The sequence below is a fragment of the Nocardiopsis gilva YIM 90087 genome (assembly GCF_002263495.1).
Classification (GTDB): Bacteria; Actinomycetota; Actinomycetes; order Streptosporangiales; family Streptosporangiaceae; genus Nocardiopsis_C; species Nocardiopsis_C gilva.
The window spans coordinates 3,689,659-3,704,319 of the sequence record NZ_CP022753.1 but is presented as its reverse complement, the minus strand read 5'-3'; the positions used below and the strand labels follow the sequence as shown (position 1 = coordinate 3,704,319).

At 70.5% G+C, this 14,661-nt stretch carries 15 protein-coding genes; 9 read left to right on the top strand and 6 right to left on the bottom strand.

The window, feature by feature from the left end:
• Positions 1-299 precede the first annotated feature (299 nt).
• From CDO52_RS27620 to CDO52_RS16810, 3 genes are all read left to right on the top strand, one after another.
• Positions 300-623, top strand: a complete 324-nt coding sequence (locus tag CDO52_RS27620; protein WP_017617877.1) for a DUF3040 domain-containing protein — start codon at positions 300-302, stop codon at positions 621-623.
• A 9-nt stretch (positions 624-632) separates the two neighbouring features.
• Entirely contained in the window at positions 633-2,309 is a 1,677-nt protein-coding gene (gene ctaD / locus CDO52_RS16815; protein ID WP_017617876.1) for an aa3-type cytochrome oxidase subunit I, read from the top strand.
• 247 nt (positions 2,310-2,556) lie between these two features.
• Positions 2,557-3,714, top strand: coding sequence for a hypothetical protein (locus CDO52_RS16810; RefSeq protein ID WP_017617875.1), 1,158 nt, complete (start codon positions 2,557-2,559; stop codon positions 3,712-3,714).
• Positions 3,715-3,823: 109 nt separating this feature from the next.
• Here the strand turns inward: CDO52_RS16810 and CDO52_RS16805 are convergent, their stop codons facing one another.
• Positions 3,824-4,786, bottom strand: a complete 963-nt coding sequence (locus tag CDO52_RS16805; RefSeq protein WP_017617874.1) for a LysR family transcriptional regulator — start codon at positions 4,784-4,786, stop codon at positions 3,824-3,826.
• A 77-nt stretch (positions 4,787-4,863) separates the two neighbouring features.
• On the opposite strand from CDO52_RS16805, the gene CDO52_RS16800 reads away from it, so the two are divergent.
• Positions 4,864-5,751 carry a serine hydrolase gene (locus CDO52_RS16800; protein ID WP_026125642.1) on the top strand — a complete coding sequence of 296 codons (888 nt, stop codon included), beginning with the start codon at positions 4,864-4,866 and terminating at the stop codon, positions 5,749-5,751.
• 177 nt (positions 5,752-5,928) lie between these two features.
• Positions 5,929-6,861 (top strand): MBL fold metallo-hydrolase, encoded by a 933-nt coding sequence (locus CDO52_RS16795; RefSeq protein ID WP_152471550.1) that lies wholly within the window; start codon positions 5,929-5,931, stop codon positions 6,859-6,861.
• Between the two features lie 73 nt (positions 6,862-6,934).
• On the opposite strand, the gene CDO52_RS16790 is transcribed toward CDO52_RS16795, so the two are convergent.
• The 4 genes from CDO52_RS16790 to CDO52_RS16775 form a co-directional block, all read right to left on the bottom strand.
• Positions 6,935-7,405, bottom strand: a complete 471-nt coding sequence (locus CDO52_RS16790) for an NUDIX domain-containing protein (RefSeq protein WP_017617871.1) — start codon at positions 7,403-7,405, stop codon at positions 6,935-6,937.
• Between the two features lie 40 nt (positions 7,406-7,445).
• Positions 7,446-8,135 (bottom strand): sulfotransferase family protein, encoded by a 690-nt coding sequence (locus tag CDO52_RS16785; protein WP_017617870.1) that lies wholly within the window; start codon positions 8,133-8,135, stop codon positions 7,446-7,448.
• Between the two features lie 213 nt (positions 8,136-8,348).
• Positions 8,349-9,119, bottom strand: a complete 771-nt coding sequence (locus tag CDO52_RS16780; RefSeq protein WP_232524223.1) for an alpha/beta hydrolase — start codon at positions 9,117-9,119, stop codon at positions 8,349-8,351.
• 5 nt (positions 9,120-9,124) lie between these two features.
• On the bottom strand, positions 9,125-10,075 hold the full coding sequence (locus CDO52_RS16775) for a ring-cleaving dioxygenase (RefSeq protein WP_017617868.1): 951 nt from the start codon (positions 10,073-10,075) through the stop codon (positions 9,125-9,127).
• Between the two features lie 717 nt (positions 10,076-10,792).
• Here CDO52_RS16775 and CDO52_RS16770 point away from each other — a divergent pair.
• From CDO52_RS16770 to CDO52_RS27615, 3 genes are all read left to right on the top strand, one after another.
• Complete coding sequence (locus CDO52_RS16770) at positions 10,793-11,347, top strand: cysteine dioxygenase (RefSeq protein WP_017617867.1); 555 nt, start codon at positions 10,793-10,795, stop codon at positions 11,345-11,347.
• Positions 11,344-11,736, top strand: coding sequence for a rhodanese-like domain-containing protein (locus CDO52_RS16765; protein ID WP_017617866.1), 393 nt, complete (start codon positions 11,344-11,346; stop codon positions 11,734-11,736). The genes CDO52_RS16770 and CDO52_RS16765 overlap by 4 nt, the downstream gene beginning before the upstream one ends.
• A 173-nt stretch (positions 11,737-11,909) precedes the next feature.
• On the top strand, positions 11,910-12,050 hold the full coding sequence (locus tag CDO52_RS27615) for a hypothetical protein (RefSeq protein ID WP_017617865.1): 141 nt from the start codon (positions 11,910-11,912) through the stop codon (positions 12,048-12,050).
• A 55-nt stretch (positions 12,051-12,105) separates the two neighbouring features.
• On the opposite strand, the gene CDO52_RS16760 is transcribed toward CDO52_RS27615, so the two are convergent.
• Positions 12,106-13,335, bottom strand: a complete 1,230-nt coding sequence (locus CDO52_RS16760; protein ID WP_017617864.1) for a styrene monooxygenase/indole monooxygenase family protein — start codon at positions 13,333-13,335, stop codon at positions 12,106-12,108.
• Between the two features lie 270 nt (positions 13,336-13,605).
• On the opposite strand from CDO52_RS16760, the gene CDO52_RS16755 reads away from it, so the two are divergent.
• Entirely contained in the window at positions 13,606-14,658 is a 1,053-nt protein-coding gene (locus CDO52_RS16755) for an ABC transporter substrate-binding protein (RefSeq protein ID WP_017617863.1), read from the top strand.
• The last annotated feature ends 3 nt before the right edge of the window (positions 14,659-14,661 follow it).

The following is a 14,661-nucleotide window of genomic DNA, read 5'->3' as shown; positions in this document are numbered from 1 at the left end:
GGGCGCCGGGTGGATTTCGGGATGGCGGGGACACCGTGCGGGGGAGATGTCATTACATATTCAACTTTCTCGGCTCTGCGGCCCCGCCCATTCCGCGGGGTCCAATGAGCGAACGTGGGCGGTGTGAGGCGTTCGGGTCGCGCTGCGCGGGTACTAATATCAGCGCGATCCGTTGTGGACCGCGGTCGGCCCCACGAAGCCGGTGGGCCGCTCCGTTTAGTGCTCGCTCACCGCGGGTAGTGAGGGGTCCATTCTTCCTACGGCCGATGTATGCGACGCGGCGGGGAGGGGCGGGCGCCATGTCCTTGTCCAGGAGCGAGAGGGAGCGGCTCCGCGCGATCGAGGAGCAGCTCCGTGTGGAGGATCCGGAGTTCGCCGATCACCTGGAACGGTGCGCCGAGCGGATCCCCGAAGTCGATCCGGCGTCGGCCCCGTCGGCCCCCCTGCCCGTGCCGCTGATGCTGTGGGCGGCCATCGCCGCCATCGCCCTGGCCCTGATCCTCGCCCTCGTCATGAGCGCCACAGGGGACGGTGCGTCCGATCCCGCTGAGGGCAGCCAACCCACCTCGTCCGACGTGTCCGTGTACGACCTGCGCCCCGGCGTCGTGGCCGGGCAAGAGTGAGATGGTCCGATGACCGAGACGGAGGCCCACAGAAACGCGACCGAGGTCGCCGTGACCCCCACCGTCGAGCAGGGATGGGCGGTCGTGCGGTGGCTCGGCTCCACCGACCACAAGTTCATCGGCCATCTCTACCTCATCACCTCCTTCGGCTTCTTCCTCGCGGGCGGCGCCATGGCGATGCTGATCCGCGCCGAGCTGCTGTGGCCGGGGATGCAGGTGGTCACCGCGCAGGAGTACAACGCGCTGTTCACCCTGCACGGCACCATCATGCTGCTGCTCTTCGCCACTCCGCTGTTCGTGGGCTTCGCCAACGTCGTCATGCCGCTGCAGATCGGCGCGCCGGACGTCGCGTTCCCGCGGATGAACATGTTCAGCTACTGGCTCTTCCTGTTCGGCGGGCTCATGGTGATGGGCGGGTTCCTCACGCCCGGCGGCGCGGCGAGCTTCGGATGGTTCGCCTACCAGCCGCTGTCGGACGCCGTGCGCACCCCCGGCCTGGGCGGCGACCTGTGGGTGCTGGGCCTGATCGTGTCCGGTCTGGGCACCATCCTCGGCGCGACCAACTTCATCACCACGATCGCGTGCATGCGGGCGCCGGGCATGACGCCCTTCCGGATGCCGCTGTTCACCTGGAACACGCTGTTCACCAGCGTGCTGGTCCTGCTGGCGTTCCCCGTGCTCACCGCGGCCCTGGCGGCCATGGGCGCCGACCGCATGCTGGGCACACACGTCTACGACGCCGCCCACGGCGGTGCGATCCTCTGGCAGCACCTGTTCTGGTTCTTCGGCCACCCCGAGGTCTACATCGTCGCGCTGCCCTTCTTCGGGATCATCACCGAGGTGATCCCGGCCTTCTCCCGCAAGCCGCTGTTCGGCTACAAGACCATGGTGGGCGCGACCATGGCCATCACCGGGCTGTCGATGGTGGTGTGGGCGCACCACATGTTCGCCACCGGTGCGGTCCTGCTCCCGTTCTTCTCCCTGCTGTCGTTCCTGATCGCCGTTCCCACCGGCATCAAGTTCTTCAACTGGATCGGCACGATGTGGCGGGGCCAACTCACCTTCCCCACACCCATGCTGTTCGCGATGGGATTCCTGGTCACGTTCCTCTTCGGCGGGCTCACCGGGGTCCTCCTGGCCTCGCCGCCCATCGACTTCCACGCGACCGACTCCTACTTCGTCGTCGGGCACATGCACTACGTGCTGTTCGGAACCGTCGTCTTCGCGATGTTCTCCGGGTTCTACTTCTGGTGGCCCAAGATGACCGGGCGCCTGCTGCACGAGGGGCTGGGCAAGTTCCACTTCTGGACGCTGTTCATCGGCTTCCAAGCCACGTTCCTGGTGCAGCACTGGCTCGGAGCTGCGGGGATGCCGCGCCGCTACGCCGACTACCTGCCCAGCGACGGATTCACCGAGCTCAACGCCATCTCCAGCGTCGGCTCGTTCGTCCTGGGCGCCTCCACCCTGATCTTCCTCGGCAACATCTACTACACGACGCGCCACGCCGAGCGCGTGGAGGCCGACGACCCGTGGGGCTACGGCAGCTCGCTTGAATGGACCACCTCCTGCCCGCCCCCGCGGCACAACTTCCGCTCCCTCCCGCGGATCCGCAGCGAGCGTCCCGCCTTCGACCTCAAGTTCCCCTACCGTCCGTCGTCCGAGGCCCGGCCCGACCAGCCCGCCTGACCCGCGCCCGCTGGTGCGGTCGGGTGCCACGGGGCGGTCCGACGTCAGACAGGACGACTGCCGCCGCTGCCCGCTCTCTTCTCATCTCCCACGTCCATGTCCCTCTCACGGGGGAGCCCCATCCGCGGGACCACCACCGCAGGGGAGGCCCGGCCGCGACTCGCGCTGAGATGCTCGATGCGGCCTCGTTGACAGGGGTGCCCGCGGGATCGAGTCGCGGGCCTGCGGGGGAACCGGGAGGAAAGTCATGGGACAGGGATCGAACCAGGCGCGCGGCACGGCGCCGACGTCGCCCGACGGGGTGGCGCGGGCGACCAGGCGTGCGCGGTATGCCGGCTACGCCGCCGTGGCGTGGTCGGTGATCTATACGGGGCTGGCGGCGTATTGGGCGGTGACCGGTCACGGCTTCCCCTACGCGTCCGATGCGGCGTCGGATGTCACCGGACCGCTTGTGGGGCGGTTCGGTCCGGACGTCGCCTGGGGTGCGGTCGTCGTGGTCGGCGCCCCGGCGGCGGTGCTGGGTGCGGTCATGCTCCGTGGGGTCCGGACCGCCCGGCCGGTGCTCATCACTCTCGGTGCGCTGGTCTCGGTCCAGCTCCTGCTGCTGATGACCACTGTCGACCTGCTGGCCCTGGTCGGCTACACGCCCTACGCGCTGGTCAGCCTGGTCACCAAACCCGAGGTCGCCGCGGCCTACGCGCGCACCGCCGCGGAGGCGGGCGTGCTGCACCAGCTGTTCTGCCTGGTCGGCGGGTTCCTCTGGGCGCTGGCCACCCTCGCCTATGCCCGTCGTAGCAGTGGCGCCTGCCCGCGCTGCGGCCGACTGGAGGGCGCCGAGGGCTGGCGGAGCCCGGCGAGCGCCGCGCGCTGGGGCCGTGTCGCCGTCTACCTGGCCATCGTCCCGCCCGTCGTATACGCCTTGACCCGCTTCGCCTGGGCGCTGGGCCTGCCGTTGGGGATCAGCGAGGAGTTCCTGCGCGAAGGACAGGAGCTCGGTATGTGGACCACCGGGGTGTTCCTGGCGTCCTTCGGGCTCGTCGGCGCCGTTCTCACCCTCGGCCTGATCCAGCGCTGGGGCGAGGTGTTCCCGCGCTGGATGGTCAGGCTGGCCGGGCGACGCGTGCCGGTCGCGCTCGCCGTGGTTCCCGCGTCGATCGTGGCGGTGCTGCTGGCCGTCGGCGGTGTGGCGATGTGGTCGGGCTACGCGGAGATGGTCGGCGAGGCGGTGAGCGGATCCGACGAGGGCATGGGACTGCTCGCGGTGCTGCCCACGGCGCTGTTCCCGCTGTGGGGCGTGGCGCTCGGCGTGGCGACGCTGGCCTATTACTACCGCCGCCGCGGCGCCTGTTCTGTCTGTGGTCGGGGGGAGACTGTTCGCGTTTCCGCCGGAGAGTACGCGGCCTGAATAGCCCAGGTCTGTGTGCCCCGGGGAAAGCACAGCAACCCGTCGGGACCGGAGGACGGACGGTCCCGACGGGCCTTTTCGTGTCCGGACCGGGTGGGGCCGAGGCGGCTCAGCGGTGTTCGGGCGGTGTGTACACCACCGTCCAAGGGCGGGCGCCCACGGGACCCGCCGAGGACGGTGAGGCGGCGGGTTCCTGCTCGTCCAGGATCGACGCGGCGATGGCGGCGAAGCGGGGTGCGGCCGGATGGGCGCCCTGACGCGGCCAGGCCGCTGAGACGCGGCGCCGCAGCGGCGTCCCGGTGAGCGGGCGCCAGGCCACGCGCGGCTCGCGGCGTGCGATCGCTTCCTGCTCGAAGGCCACGCCGTGGCCGGCCAGCACCAGCCCCAGCAGAAACTCGGGGTTTCCCGCGTGGCGCACGCGGGCGGGGGTGAAACCGTGCTCGCGGGCGGTGCGCAGGATGCGGTCATACCAGCCGGGAGCGGTCGCGCGTGGGAACGCGATCAGGTCGTGCCCGGCCAGGTCGGCCGGGGCGATCTCGCGCAGCCGCGCCAGGGGTGAGGTACGGGGCAGCACCACGCCCAGCGCGACCTCCACCACAGGGCCGAAACGGAGGTCGGCGGCGTCGACCGGGTGGTGCAGCAGCCCGACGTCCAGCTGGGCGGCGGCGAGCAGCCGTACCTGTTCGGCACTGGCGAGCTCCTGCAGGTCCACGTCGAGCCCGGGCGCCTCCTCCGCGAGCCGGTGCAGCAGGGATTGCAGCACCACGGCGGGGGTGTCGGGCGGGACCCCCGCACGCAGTGTCCCCAGCTCGCCGTCGCGGGCCTTGCGCATGACCGTGCGCAGCCGCTCCTCACGGGCGAGCAGCGCGGTGGCCTCGTCGACGAGGAGACGGCCGGCGGTCGTCAGCTCGATCCGCCGCCGAGAGCGGTCGAACAGCTCGACCCCGAGTTCGCGCTCCAGCCGCTGGATCGACTGGCTGAGCGGAGGCTGGGCGATGCCCAGCAGCTCGGCGGCGCGGCCGAAGTGCATCTCCTCGGCGACCGCCAGGAAGTGGCGCAGATGGCGGGACATGTCCACTCCGCAGACCATAGGCGATCGCATATGGGAGCGGCGTCGGCCACGCGTGGTGCCCCGCTAGCGTTGCGCGGGTGAGTATCGGGGAACGGGTGGAGGACATCCTCGCCGAGGCAGGGGTGGACGCGCAGGTGCGCGTCGTCGATATCGCCGATGGGCGGGAGGTGGCGGTCCGCGCCGACGAACAGGTCGTCATCGCGTCGATCTTCAAGGTGCTGCTGGTGCTGGAGTTCGCGCGGCAGGTCGAGGCGGGGCAGCTCGACCCCACAGAGCGCGTCCTCATCGGTGCCGCGGACCGGCTGGGCGGCTGGGGGACTGCCGGATGCTCCGACGACGTGGAGATGTCGCTGCGCGACCTCGCCTACTCGGCGATGTCGGTGAGCGACAACACCGCCGCGGACCTGCTGATGCGCCGGGTCGGCCTGGACATCGTCCAGATCCTGGCCCAGGAGCTGGGCATGCGGCGCACCCGGGTCATCGGCGGTCCGCGCCAGTTGCTGGAGACGATGCTCGCCGACGCCGGGGCACGCGACGACGCCGAGTTCGCGCGGATCTTCCCGACGCTCTCGGAGGAACGGGTGCGGGCGATGCGCGTGCTGGACCCGGCCCACAGCACCTCCAGCACCGCTCGCGAGGTCACCGACCTGATGGCGATGATCTGGCGCGATGAGGCCGGTCCCGCGCGGGCGTGCGCGGCGGTGCGCGAGTACATGCACCGGCAGATCTTCTGGACCCGGCTGGCCTCGGGCTTTCCGCCCGAGGTGCGGGTGGCCGCCAAGACCGGGACGCTGCCCGGACTGCACATGGAGGCCGGGGTCGCCGAGTACCCCGACGGCGGGCGGTACGCGATGGCGGTCTTCGCGCGCACCCGGGACCTGGCCACGCGTCGCATCGACATCGATCTGGCGATGGGGCGGGCCGCGCGGGCGGCGGTGGACGCGCTGCGGTCCATCGGTATGTGATCCACGCCACTTGCGGTAGTCGGGCCGATGCCCTCGCCGTGGTCCGATACGCGTTCGCATATGAGGGGGTGCGTGCAACCGTCTTGGACGCGCCCCGTGGCGGGGTGGTCGGATCCCCGGTGAACACGGTGACCGACACCGATGACCGGCCACCGACACCACAGGGAGACCATCGACATGTCCGGATCGGATCAGAAGAATCTGCTGCGGGCCCTGGCCGGGGCGGCAGCGCTGGCACTCGCCTCCACGACAGCCTGCACGGCGGCGTCGGCGGACGACGCGCCGGAGGCGACCTTTTCCTGGCTGGGGACCTCCGGCTGGCGGGTCGACATCGGGGATTCGACCTTGCTCGTCGACCCGTACGTGAGCCGCTTCGACACGGGGCTGGCCGAGGGTGAGTTCGACCCGACGACCGAGCTGACGGTCGACACGGATGCGGTCGACGAGCACACCGCCGGCGCGGAGACCGTGCTGGTCACCCACTCGCACTGGGACCACTTCACCGATGTTCCGCACATCGCCGAGGCGACGGGGGCACGGGTCGTCGGAACCTGGACGACCTACAACCTTGCCCGTGCCTTCGGCGTCGACACCGCCCAGCTCGCCCCGGTCAAGGGCGGCGAGGTGCTGGACTTCGGCGACTATGCGGTGGAGGTCGTCCCCAGTCTGCACAGCCGCAACGCCAACTACTCGATGGCGTTCCCCGGGTATCGCGATGAGCCGCCCGAACGCCCCGAGACCATCGCGGACCTGCCGGAGGGCGACACGCTCACCTTCCAGGTCGAGGTGGACGACGGCCCGTCGGTGTTCTTCATGGGAGCGAGTGACTTCGTCGAGCGCGACCTGGAGGGCCTGGAGCCGGACGTGGCCATGGTCGCCGTGCCGTCAACCGACGCCACCCACGCCTACACCCACCGGCTGATGGAGGCGCTGGACCACCCCGCGACCGTCGTACCGGTCCACTGGGACGACTTCGAGTCGCCGCTGGAGAACCCGGTCACGGCCGGGCTGCCGGACCGCCTGGAGAAGTTCGTCGACGAGGTGCAGCAGGTCAGCCCCGGCACCGAGGTCATCACCCCCGAGTACCTGACGCCCTACACGTTCGACTAGCGGCGCCGCCCCCCGCACCGGAGGACGCGGGACCGCCGGTGCGGGGCCGGTACCGGGGACGGGGCGGTCCCTGCTACGTCACGTAGACGGTGTTCCCCGCCTTGCGGGCGCGCAGCGCGGCCTCGAGACGGGGCGAGATCGGCGCGGGCAGCATCCGCGCGGCCTCCTCCGGCTCGACGAAGGCGTAGGCGTCGAGCTCCTCCTCCTGCAGGGTGATCTCCGCGTCGGACGCGACGGTCCCGCAGTCGAAGATGAACGCCACGAACGGCTTGGGACGGACTCCCTGGGGTGCGCTCCAGTGCAGCGCCAGCAGGGGACCGGGCGTCAGCCGCAGCCCGACCTCCTCGGCCACCTCGCGCTCGCACGCGACGTGCGGCGCCTCCCCTTCCTCCACGACCCCGCCCGGCAGCGTCCAGTGGTCCCGGTAGTTGGGGTCCACGATCAGGACGTTGCCCGATTCGTCGGTGATGAGCCCGAAGGAGGACAGGTAGGCGGTCGGCAGGGTGGCGAACCACTGCTCGGGGGGCAGGAAGTTTTGCGGCATACCGGCAGGCTAGCCGAGTTGACGTGCCGTCGTCTTTTCCTCAGGAAGCGGAACCGAAGGGGCTGGGGATCGTGCCCTTGCTCCTCGCCTCCTGGAGCATGCGCCGCATCTCCGCGCCCTCGTTCAGGTGCGGATAGGGCGTATCGGCTGGGACGGGGACCCCGAGGAACTCGCACAGCGGCTCCCAGCCGTCGCCGGGCTCGTAGATCAGGAGGCGGTCGGCGGGGACGGTCGCGATGGCCGCCGCATTGTTCCGCTCGAACCCCGCGATGGAAGGTTCCTCCGCGGGGAAGTCCGCCATACCGGCGCCGAAGCTGGTCCGGAACAGCCGGTCCAGCACCTTCATCTGGAATTCACCGTGCTCGGGGCTGAGCGGTGGGGCGTCGCCGCGGGCTGTGGCCGCACAGAACTCGAAGATCGTGTTCTTGCAGCTCGCGTACCAGCGCTGGGGGTCACGCCGGGTGAGGATGACCTTGGCGTCGGGGTAGGCGGTCACGAGCTCCCGCCAGAAATAGGAGCCGGGCCAGTCGACGGCGGATCGGTATCCCTCGAACAAGTACTCCCAGTCGACGGGATCGTCGGTCAGCACCCCGCTCCACCGGCGGGCCTGCTCCGGGTGCTGAATGACCTCGTACATGTGGTGACAGGGGCCGAACCCCAGCTGCTCCAGGGCCGCCTTCATCGAGGCGGTCCCGGTACGCGGCATGCCTGCGCCGATGACCTGCAGCATCGTCCGTGTCCGTTTCTTCTCGTATGGCGCCCGATCATCCGTCGCCCCAAGGGACGCCGGACATAGGATGACACTGCTGCATATGCATCGATCGTGCACGTAGCCCGGAGGAGACAGAAGTGTTCTCCTCCGGGCGGGAATAGGTAGCTACGCACCGAGGTCGGTCCGTGACGGCCGATCAGTCGCCGGGTGCTCCCACGTCGCGGCTGTCGCTCAGCGGCCGTCCAGCCACTCCCGCGCGCCGTGGAGGGCGGAGGTCGGCAGGCTGTGGCTGCCGGGGTGCTCGTGGAAGCGGACAGCGGCGCCGCGCTCGGTGAGCTGGCCGGCCAGCAGCTGGGCCTGGTCGAGTGGGGTGATGGTGTCGGCGTGTCCGGCGCTGACGAACACCGACGTCCCCGCCAGGTCCACCGGTTCGGGTGTGCGCTCCTGCAGCGGCGCGGCGGCCGCGAACAGGGCGGCGCCGCGCAGCAGGCCCGGGCGCAGCAGCAGCATCGCGGCGGCGATGTTGGCGCCGTTGGAGAACCCTGCGGCGACCAGGCGCTGGGTGTCCAGGCCGTGGAAGTCGGCCGCCGCCGCCACGAAGTCGGCGAGTTCATGGGCGCGGGCAATGACGTCGTCGACGTCGAAGACGCCCTCGCGCAGCCGTCGGAACCACCGGTTGGCGCCGAACTCGCTGCCCCCTGCGCGCTCGGGCTCACCGCTTGCTCCGCCGCCGATCCCTTCGGGCCTGCGGCCGGTCGCGATCGACGACTCCGCGCGCTCATTCACCCTCGCGTCGTTCACACGTCCCCGCGGTGACAGCAGGGCCGAGCCGGGCGACAGCGCCCGGCCGAGCCCGATGAGGTCGTGCTCGTCGGCGCCGGTGCCGTGCAGCAGGAGCAGCACGGGCGCGTCGGGCGCGGTGGCGGGGTGGAAGACGTAGGGGAAGTCGGAGTCCAGACGTTCGCTGGCGCCGATCTGGGGCGTCCCGTCCTGGCGGACCATCGGCCTCACGCTCCGATCTTCAGCGGCGGCAGCGCGGCCTCGATCTGGGCCTGGTCCGGCTGGAGCCACGGCGGGAGCCGGAGCTTGCGGCCGAGTTCGAGCAGCGGCTCGTCGTAGTCGAAGCCGGGGCCGTCGGTGGCGATCTCCAGCAGCACACCGCCGGGCTCGCGGAAGTAGATGGACTGGAAGTAGGTGCGGTCGCGGACCTCGGTGACGCCGACACCGCCCTCGACCAGTCTGGTGCGCCAGGAAAGCTGGGCTGACGGGTCGGGGGCGCGGTAGGCGATGTGGTGCACGGTCCCGGCGGCGACCAGGCCCGGCTGGGCGGACGGGTCGGCGATGACGTCGACGACCGTGCCCACGCCGGCGCCCGCCTCCGTGGTGTGGAAGCGGAAGCGGTCGCCGTCCTCGGCCACCAGGCGGAAGCCCAGCTGTCCGCTGAGCATGCCCGCGGTGCGCTCCAGGTCGTGCTCGGTCAACGTGACCGCGCGGATGCCGCGGATCGCGTGCTCGACGGGGACACGGCCGCCGTCCCACGGGTCGGTGTCATGGGCGTCGGTGCTGGCGACGAGCTCGATGGCGAGGCCGTCGGGATCGCGCAGCGTGAGCACGTCCTCCTCGAGCCGCTCGGCGGGACGGGTGGCCTCGATCCCGAGCGAGGCCAGGTGCTGCTGCCACCAGCCGAGTGAACCCTCGGGCACGGAGAAGGAGGTGGTGGTGGCCTGGCCCGCGCCGATCCGCCCCTTGGGAGCGCCCGGCCACGGGAAGAAGGTCATGATCGTGCCCGGATTGCCGGCCCGGTCGCCGTAGTAGAGGTGGTAGGTGCCCGGATCGTCGAAGTTGACGGTCTGTTTGACCAGCCGCATCCCCAACGCGTTCAGGTAGAAGTCGGCGTTGGCCTGCGGGTCGCTCGCGATGGCGGTGACGTGGTGCAGTCCGGCCGGGCGGACGTCCATGTGGGTCTCCTCGCACAGCGTGTGGCTGTTCGGTCTCTCGTGATCGGGAAACGGTTGAAATATAAACCAAATTCCCGGCGAACGAAGCGACGGGCGGTGGCGAGGAGACGCGCAGTGAGGGGCGGCGGGTGGGGCAACGCGGGTGCGGGCGCGCACGACGACCACTCCGCACCTGGGTGACCATTCCCTTTGGTCGGGTATCGCCAGGCCAAGGATTCAGCTATCGACGCCGTCTGTGACGTCGAAAGTGAAACTCATCTCACGCACTGTGGCGGCGATTGGGTGGCCCGGTCGGAGGGCCGCCCGGCTCCGCACGCGTGGAGCGGCCCTCCGACCGAGGTGATCCGGTGCGGTCTGGGTGGGGACGGGGCGTTGATGTCCCGACCCGGGTCGGCCACCTCCCGCGTGGTGGCGACGCCGCTCCGGGCGGCCCTGGTTCCGCGCATCGCAGGGTCGCCTGTCCAGCGTTGAGCGCGAAGCCCCCTTTGTCAACCAAGAAAGTAGGAAATTCGCGTTTCGGCAGTTCACAACAGGGGTGGTGGGCGTTCGGGTGTGGCGGAGATAACCCACCAACCATGTAGGGAATATGGTTAACTACGGTCATGGACGTCATCGGTACTGGCCGCCCGGCGCGGCGGCGCAGTCTCACCTTCGACGAGGGGTGTCAGGGGCGACGCATGCACCCGTCCGCTCCCTAGACGACTTGGAACGACACCCATGAGCATCGACACCTTCCCGGCCCTCGGTACGGCACCGACGCCCCTCACCCTCGACCGGCTCATCGAGCTGACCGCCGCCACCGCGGCCGACGTCCGCGCCGGACTGCACGAGATCCGCTTCGACGCCGAGAACCGCTGGTCGGTCCGGCTCCGCGGGGACGCCTACGCCGACGTCTGGCTGATCACCTGGACCCAGGACCAGTCCACCGCCCTGCACGACCACGCCGGATCACTCGGCGCCCTCACCGTCGTCAGCGGCACGCTCACCGAGCACTACTGGGCCTCGGGCCTGCGCGACCGCACCATCGCGAACGGCCACGGCGCCGCTTTCCCCCTCGGCCACGTGCACGACGTCGTCAACCGCGCCTCCGAGCCCGCGGTGAGCGTGCACGCCTACTCGCCGCCGCTGACCGCCATGTCCTACTACGACCTGGACGGCGGCAGGCTGCGCCGCACCCACAGCGTCCTCACCCACGACCCCGAGCCCGACGTGGTCACCCTCGACGACGTTCCCACGATCGGCGCGGCGCCCGCCGGAGAGGCGAGCCGGTGAGTGCGATCGACGCCCTGCTGCGCCGCAGCCGCGACGGACTCGACCGGGTGGCGCCCGGCGACGCGCACGCCGCCCAGGCGGCAGGGGCGCTCCTCGTGGACACCCGTCCGGTCGTCAACCGCGCCGCCGAGGGCGTCATCCCCGGTGCGGTGATCGTCGACCGCAACGTCCTGGAATGGCGCCTGGATCCCAGCAGTCCGCATCGCATCCCCGAGGCCGACCGCACCGACCGCCGCATCATCCTCTTCTGCAACGAGGGGTACGCCTCCAGCCTCGCCGCCGCGCAGCTGCGCGACCTCGGCCTGCGCCGCGCCACCGACATGATCGGCGGATTTCGCGCCTGGGCCGCCTCCGGCTTGCCGGTCGAGGGGGATGAGGTGACCAGATGACCGGGTTTATGGGATTTTTCGGGCCATACCCGGATACGGTCAGGTGCTTTCTGGGTCTCGGGTCGATGCCGGGCTAGGTCGTTCCCACCGGGGTGATGGAGAGTGGAAGTACCTTCGTCACGTCGAGTGATTGGATAGATGTGGAGCGTTGTGCAGCTCTTTTCGGGGCCGCCGTGTTCGGCCTTGGGTCGCCGGCCCCTGCCGACGCCGCCAAGGACCCCTTCGCCTCGGTCCACTCCGACCAGGTCGTCGTCGAACGCGGCTTGACCGCCCTGGACAGCGGAGAACCCCTGGTCATCAGCGCGCCCCGATGAGTCCCGCGCCCCGCGGGGGCCGGGGTGGGTACGGTGCCGACCCCGAGCGGGGCGGCTAGAGGGGGATCGGCAGGCTGGTGAGGTACTCCGACGCGCGCCGCGGGTGGAGAAACCAGCCGATGAAGTCGGCGGGGTCGGCGAACCCGTTGGCGAAGCGGTCCGCCGTCTCCTGGCTGTAGTGCGCGGCGTGCAGCAGCTCCTGGGCATGCTGCGGCATCTTGAGCATGACCGTGCTCCAGGCGACGACGTGCCGTGCGTGCTGCCAGTAGGCGTCGAACGCCGCGCGCATGAACTCCTCGTCGAACGGTCGGCCGCCGTGGTCGACGATGGCGCGCCGGTAGACCTTCGCGCACTGGGCCGCACTGTTGGCGCCCTGCGAGGTGATCGGGTCGTTGCTGACGACCGCGTCGCCCATCGCCAGCACCGCTCCTCCGCCGGGCAGTCGCCCCACCGGCTTGCGCACCACCGGGGTGACCGCGCCCTGCAGCACCGCGCGGCCGTCGGTGAGCTCGACGTCGCCACACCGCTCGTACTCCCAGGGCGCGTGCTCGCGCATCGCCTCCAGGATGTGCGCGAGCACGGCGTCGACGTCACCCAGTGGCCCGGGTCCGGCGTCCATCGGGCCGCCGCGGACACCCTCCACCGTGATCGCGTGGCACGGGCCGCTGAGCGTGTAGGAGGGCGTGACCATGATCTCGCCGACGCCGGGCAGGATGTTGCGGCGCAGCACGGTGCCCGCCGCGTGCTCCGCCATCCCGTGCACGTAGGCGGTGGTGATGGTGCGCTGCGGTGCGCTGAACTCCGAGCGGTCACGGTCGCGCTCGAACAGCTCGCCGAGCTCGCCCCTGCCCGTGGCCACGACCACCAGATCGTAGGCGCGGGAGAACCGGTCCAGGTCGGCGACGGTGGCGCCGTGAATGATCAGGCGCCCGCCCCGGCGCTCGAACTCCTCCAACCACGCGGCCATCTTGAGCCGCTGGTCGACCGACCGCGCCGGTTCGCGCAGCCGCCCCAGCCAGTCGGCGCCGAGCCGGCCGTCGCTGCCGGCGATGCCCACGCCGATCCCGCCGATGCGCGGCGCCCGCTCGTTGTGGATGTCGAGACCGTGGCGGTGTTCGTCGCGTAGTGCCGAGCCGAAGAGGCACTGGGTCGACATCACGTGACCGGCCCGGATCTCGTCTGGGGCGTGGAGGCTGACGAGCGTGACGTCGTAGTCGTCCGCCAGCAGCCCGATCGCCACCTGCAGGCCGGACTGCCCCGCACCGACGATGAGGATTCTGCGCATGGGTCCACCCGTACTCGGAAGATCAGCATGAAAGTGGCAGGAACCCGGCATCCTCGCCACCAGTCGGCGAATCTAACACCGCCATGCGGGCGCTCGCCCTTGGCCCCGGAATCCCCGCGAGGCAGGCGTGTCGGGGCTGTTCGGTGCGCTGCGGGGATTCGGCGGCGAGAGTAGGTGGTACGAGTGCAAGATCACTTCCATTAATCCTACTTATTAAGTAGGATTTTCGCAGTTCTGAGTCAGGGTCACAGACGTAAGGGGCTCCACAGCATGAGCGTGCGCAGGTTACGCCGAGCCGCCGCGGCCACCTCCCTCCTTCTCGGGCTGACCGCGACCGCGTGCGGCGGCGACGCCTCCGCCGGGGAGAATCGCCTGGTCCTGGGCTACTTCCCGAACATCACCCACGCACCCGCGCTCGTCGGGGTCAAGGAAGGCATCTACGCCGACGCGCTCGGCGACGGCATCGACTTCTCCACCCAGACCTTCAACGCCGGACCCGACGCCGTCAACGCCGTCTTCTCCGGCGACGTCGACGCCGCGTTCGTCGGCCCCAACCCCGCCATCAACGGGTGGGCGGAGTCCGAGGGCGCCGCCCTGCGCGTCATCGCCGGCTCGACGTCCGGCGGCAGCGGACTCGTGGTCCGCCCGGACATCACCTCGGTCGACGACCTCAAGGGCGCGACCCTGGCCACCCCCCAGCTCGGCAACACCCAGGACGTGGCGCTGCGCTGGTGGGCCACCAACCAGGGGTGGACATTCGACACAGCGGGCGGCGGCGACATCTCGATCATCCCGCAGAAGAACTCCGAGATCGTCGATGCCTTCCTCACCGACCGAATCGACGGGGCCTGGGTGCCCGAGCCCTACCTCAGCCGCCTGGTGATCAAGGGCGGCGGGCACGTCCTGGTCGACGAATCCGACGAATGGCCCGACACCGGCGGCCGCTTCGTGACGACCCAGCTCATCGTCAACGCCGACTACCTCAAGGCCCATCCCGACAATGTGCGGCGGCTGCTCAAGGGCCACATCGCGACGATCGAGCGGATGAACGCCGACCCGAAGGACGCCCGGCGGGCCACGGCCGACCAGTTGGCGGAACTCAGCGGCCGGCGGCTCGACGACGACCTCCTCACCGCGGCCTTCGCCAACCTCACCTTCACCGTCGACCCGATCGCCCCCACCCTGCGCGGCAGCGCCGAGCACGCTGAGGCCGCCGGTCTGCTCGACCCGGTGGACCTCGACGGCGTCTACGCCCTCGACATCCTCAACGAACTGCTCTCCGACGCCGGTCACGACCGGGTCAGCGGACTGGAAGGCGATTGACAG

Excerpts from the sequence above, each read along its gene's own strand:
- CDO52_RS27620 (WP_017617877.1), top strand. The coding sequence starts at position 300 with ATGTCCTTGTCCAGGAGCGAGAGGGAGCGGCTCCGCGCGATCGAGGAG.
- ctaD (WP_017617876.1), top strand. The coding sequence starts at position 633 with ATGACCGAGACGGAGGCCCACAGAAACGCGACCGAGGTCGCCGTGACC.
- CDO52_RS16810 (WP_017617875.1), top strand. The coding sequence starts at position 2,557 with ATGGGACAGGGATCGAACCAGGCGCGCGGCACGGCGCCGACGTCGCCC.
- CDO52_RS16805 (WP_017617874.1), bottom strand. The coding sequence starts at position 4,786 with ATGTCCCGCCATCTGCGCCACTTCCTGGCGGTCGCCGAGGAGATGCAC.
- CDO52_RS16795 (WP_152471550.1), top strand. The coding sequence starts at position 5,929 with ATGTCCGGATCGGATCAGAAGAATCTGCTGCGGGCCCTGGCCGGGGCG.
- CDO52_RS16790 (WP_017617871.1), bottom strand. The coding sequence starts at position 7,405 with ATGCCGCAAAACTTCCTGCCCCCCGAGCAGTGGTTCGCCACCCTGCCG.
- CDO52_RS16785 (WP_017617870.1), bottom strand. The coding sequence starts at position 8,135 with ATGCTGCAGGTCATCGGCGCAGGCATGCCGCGTACCGGGACCGCCTCG.
- CDO52_RS16780 (WP_232524223.1), bottom strand. The coding sequence starts at position 9,119 with ATGGTCCGCCAGGACGGGACGCCCCAGATCGGCGCCAGCGAACGTCTG.
- CDO52_RS16775 (WP_017617868.1), bottom strand. The coding sequence starts at position 10,075 with ATGGACGTCCGCCCGGCCGGACTGCACCACGTCACCGCCATCGCGAGC.
- CDO52_RS16770 (WP_017617867.1), top strand. The coding sequence starts at position 10,793 with ATGAGCATCGACACCTTCCCGGCCCTCGGTACGGCACCGACGCCCCTC.
- CDO52_RS16760 (WP_017617864.1), bottom strand. The coding sequence starts at position 13,335 with ATGCGCAGAATCCTCATCGTCGGTGCGGGGCAGTCCGGCCTGCAGGTG.
- CDO52_RS16755 (WP_017617863.1), top strand. The coding sequence starts at position 13,606 with ATGAGCGTGCGCAGGTTACGCCGAGCCGCCGCGGCCACCTCCCTCCTT.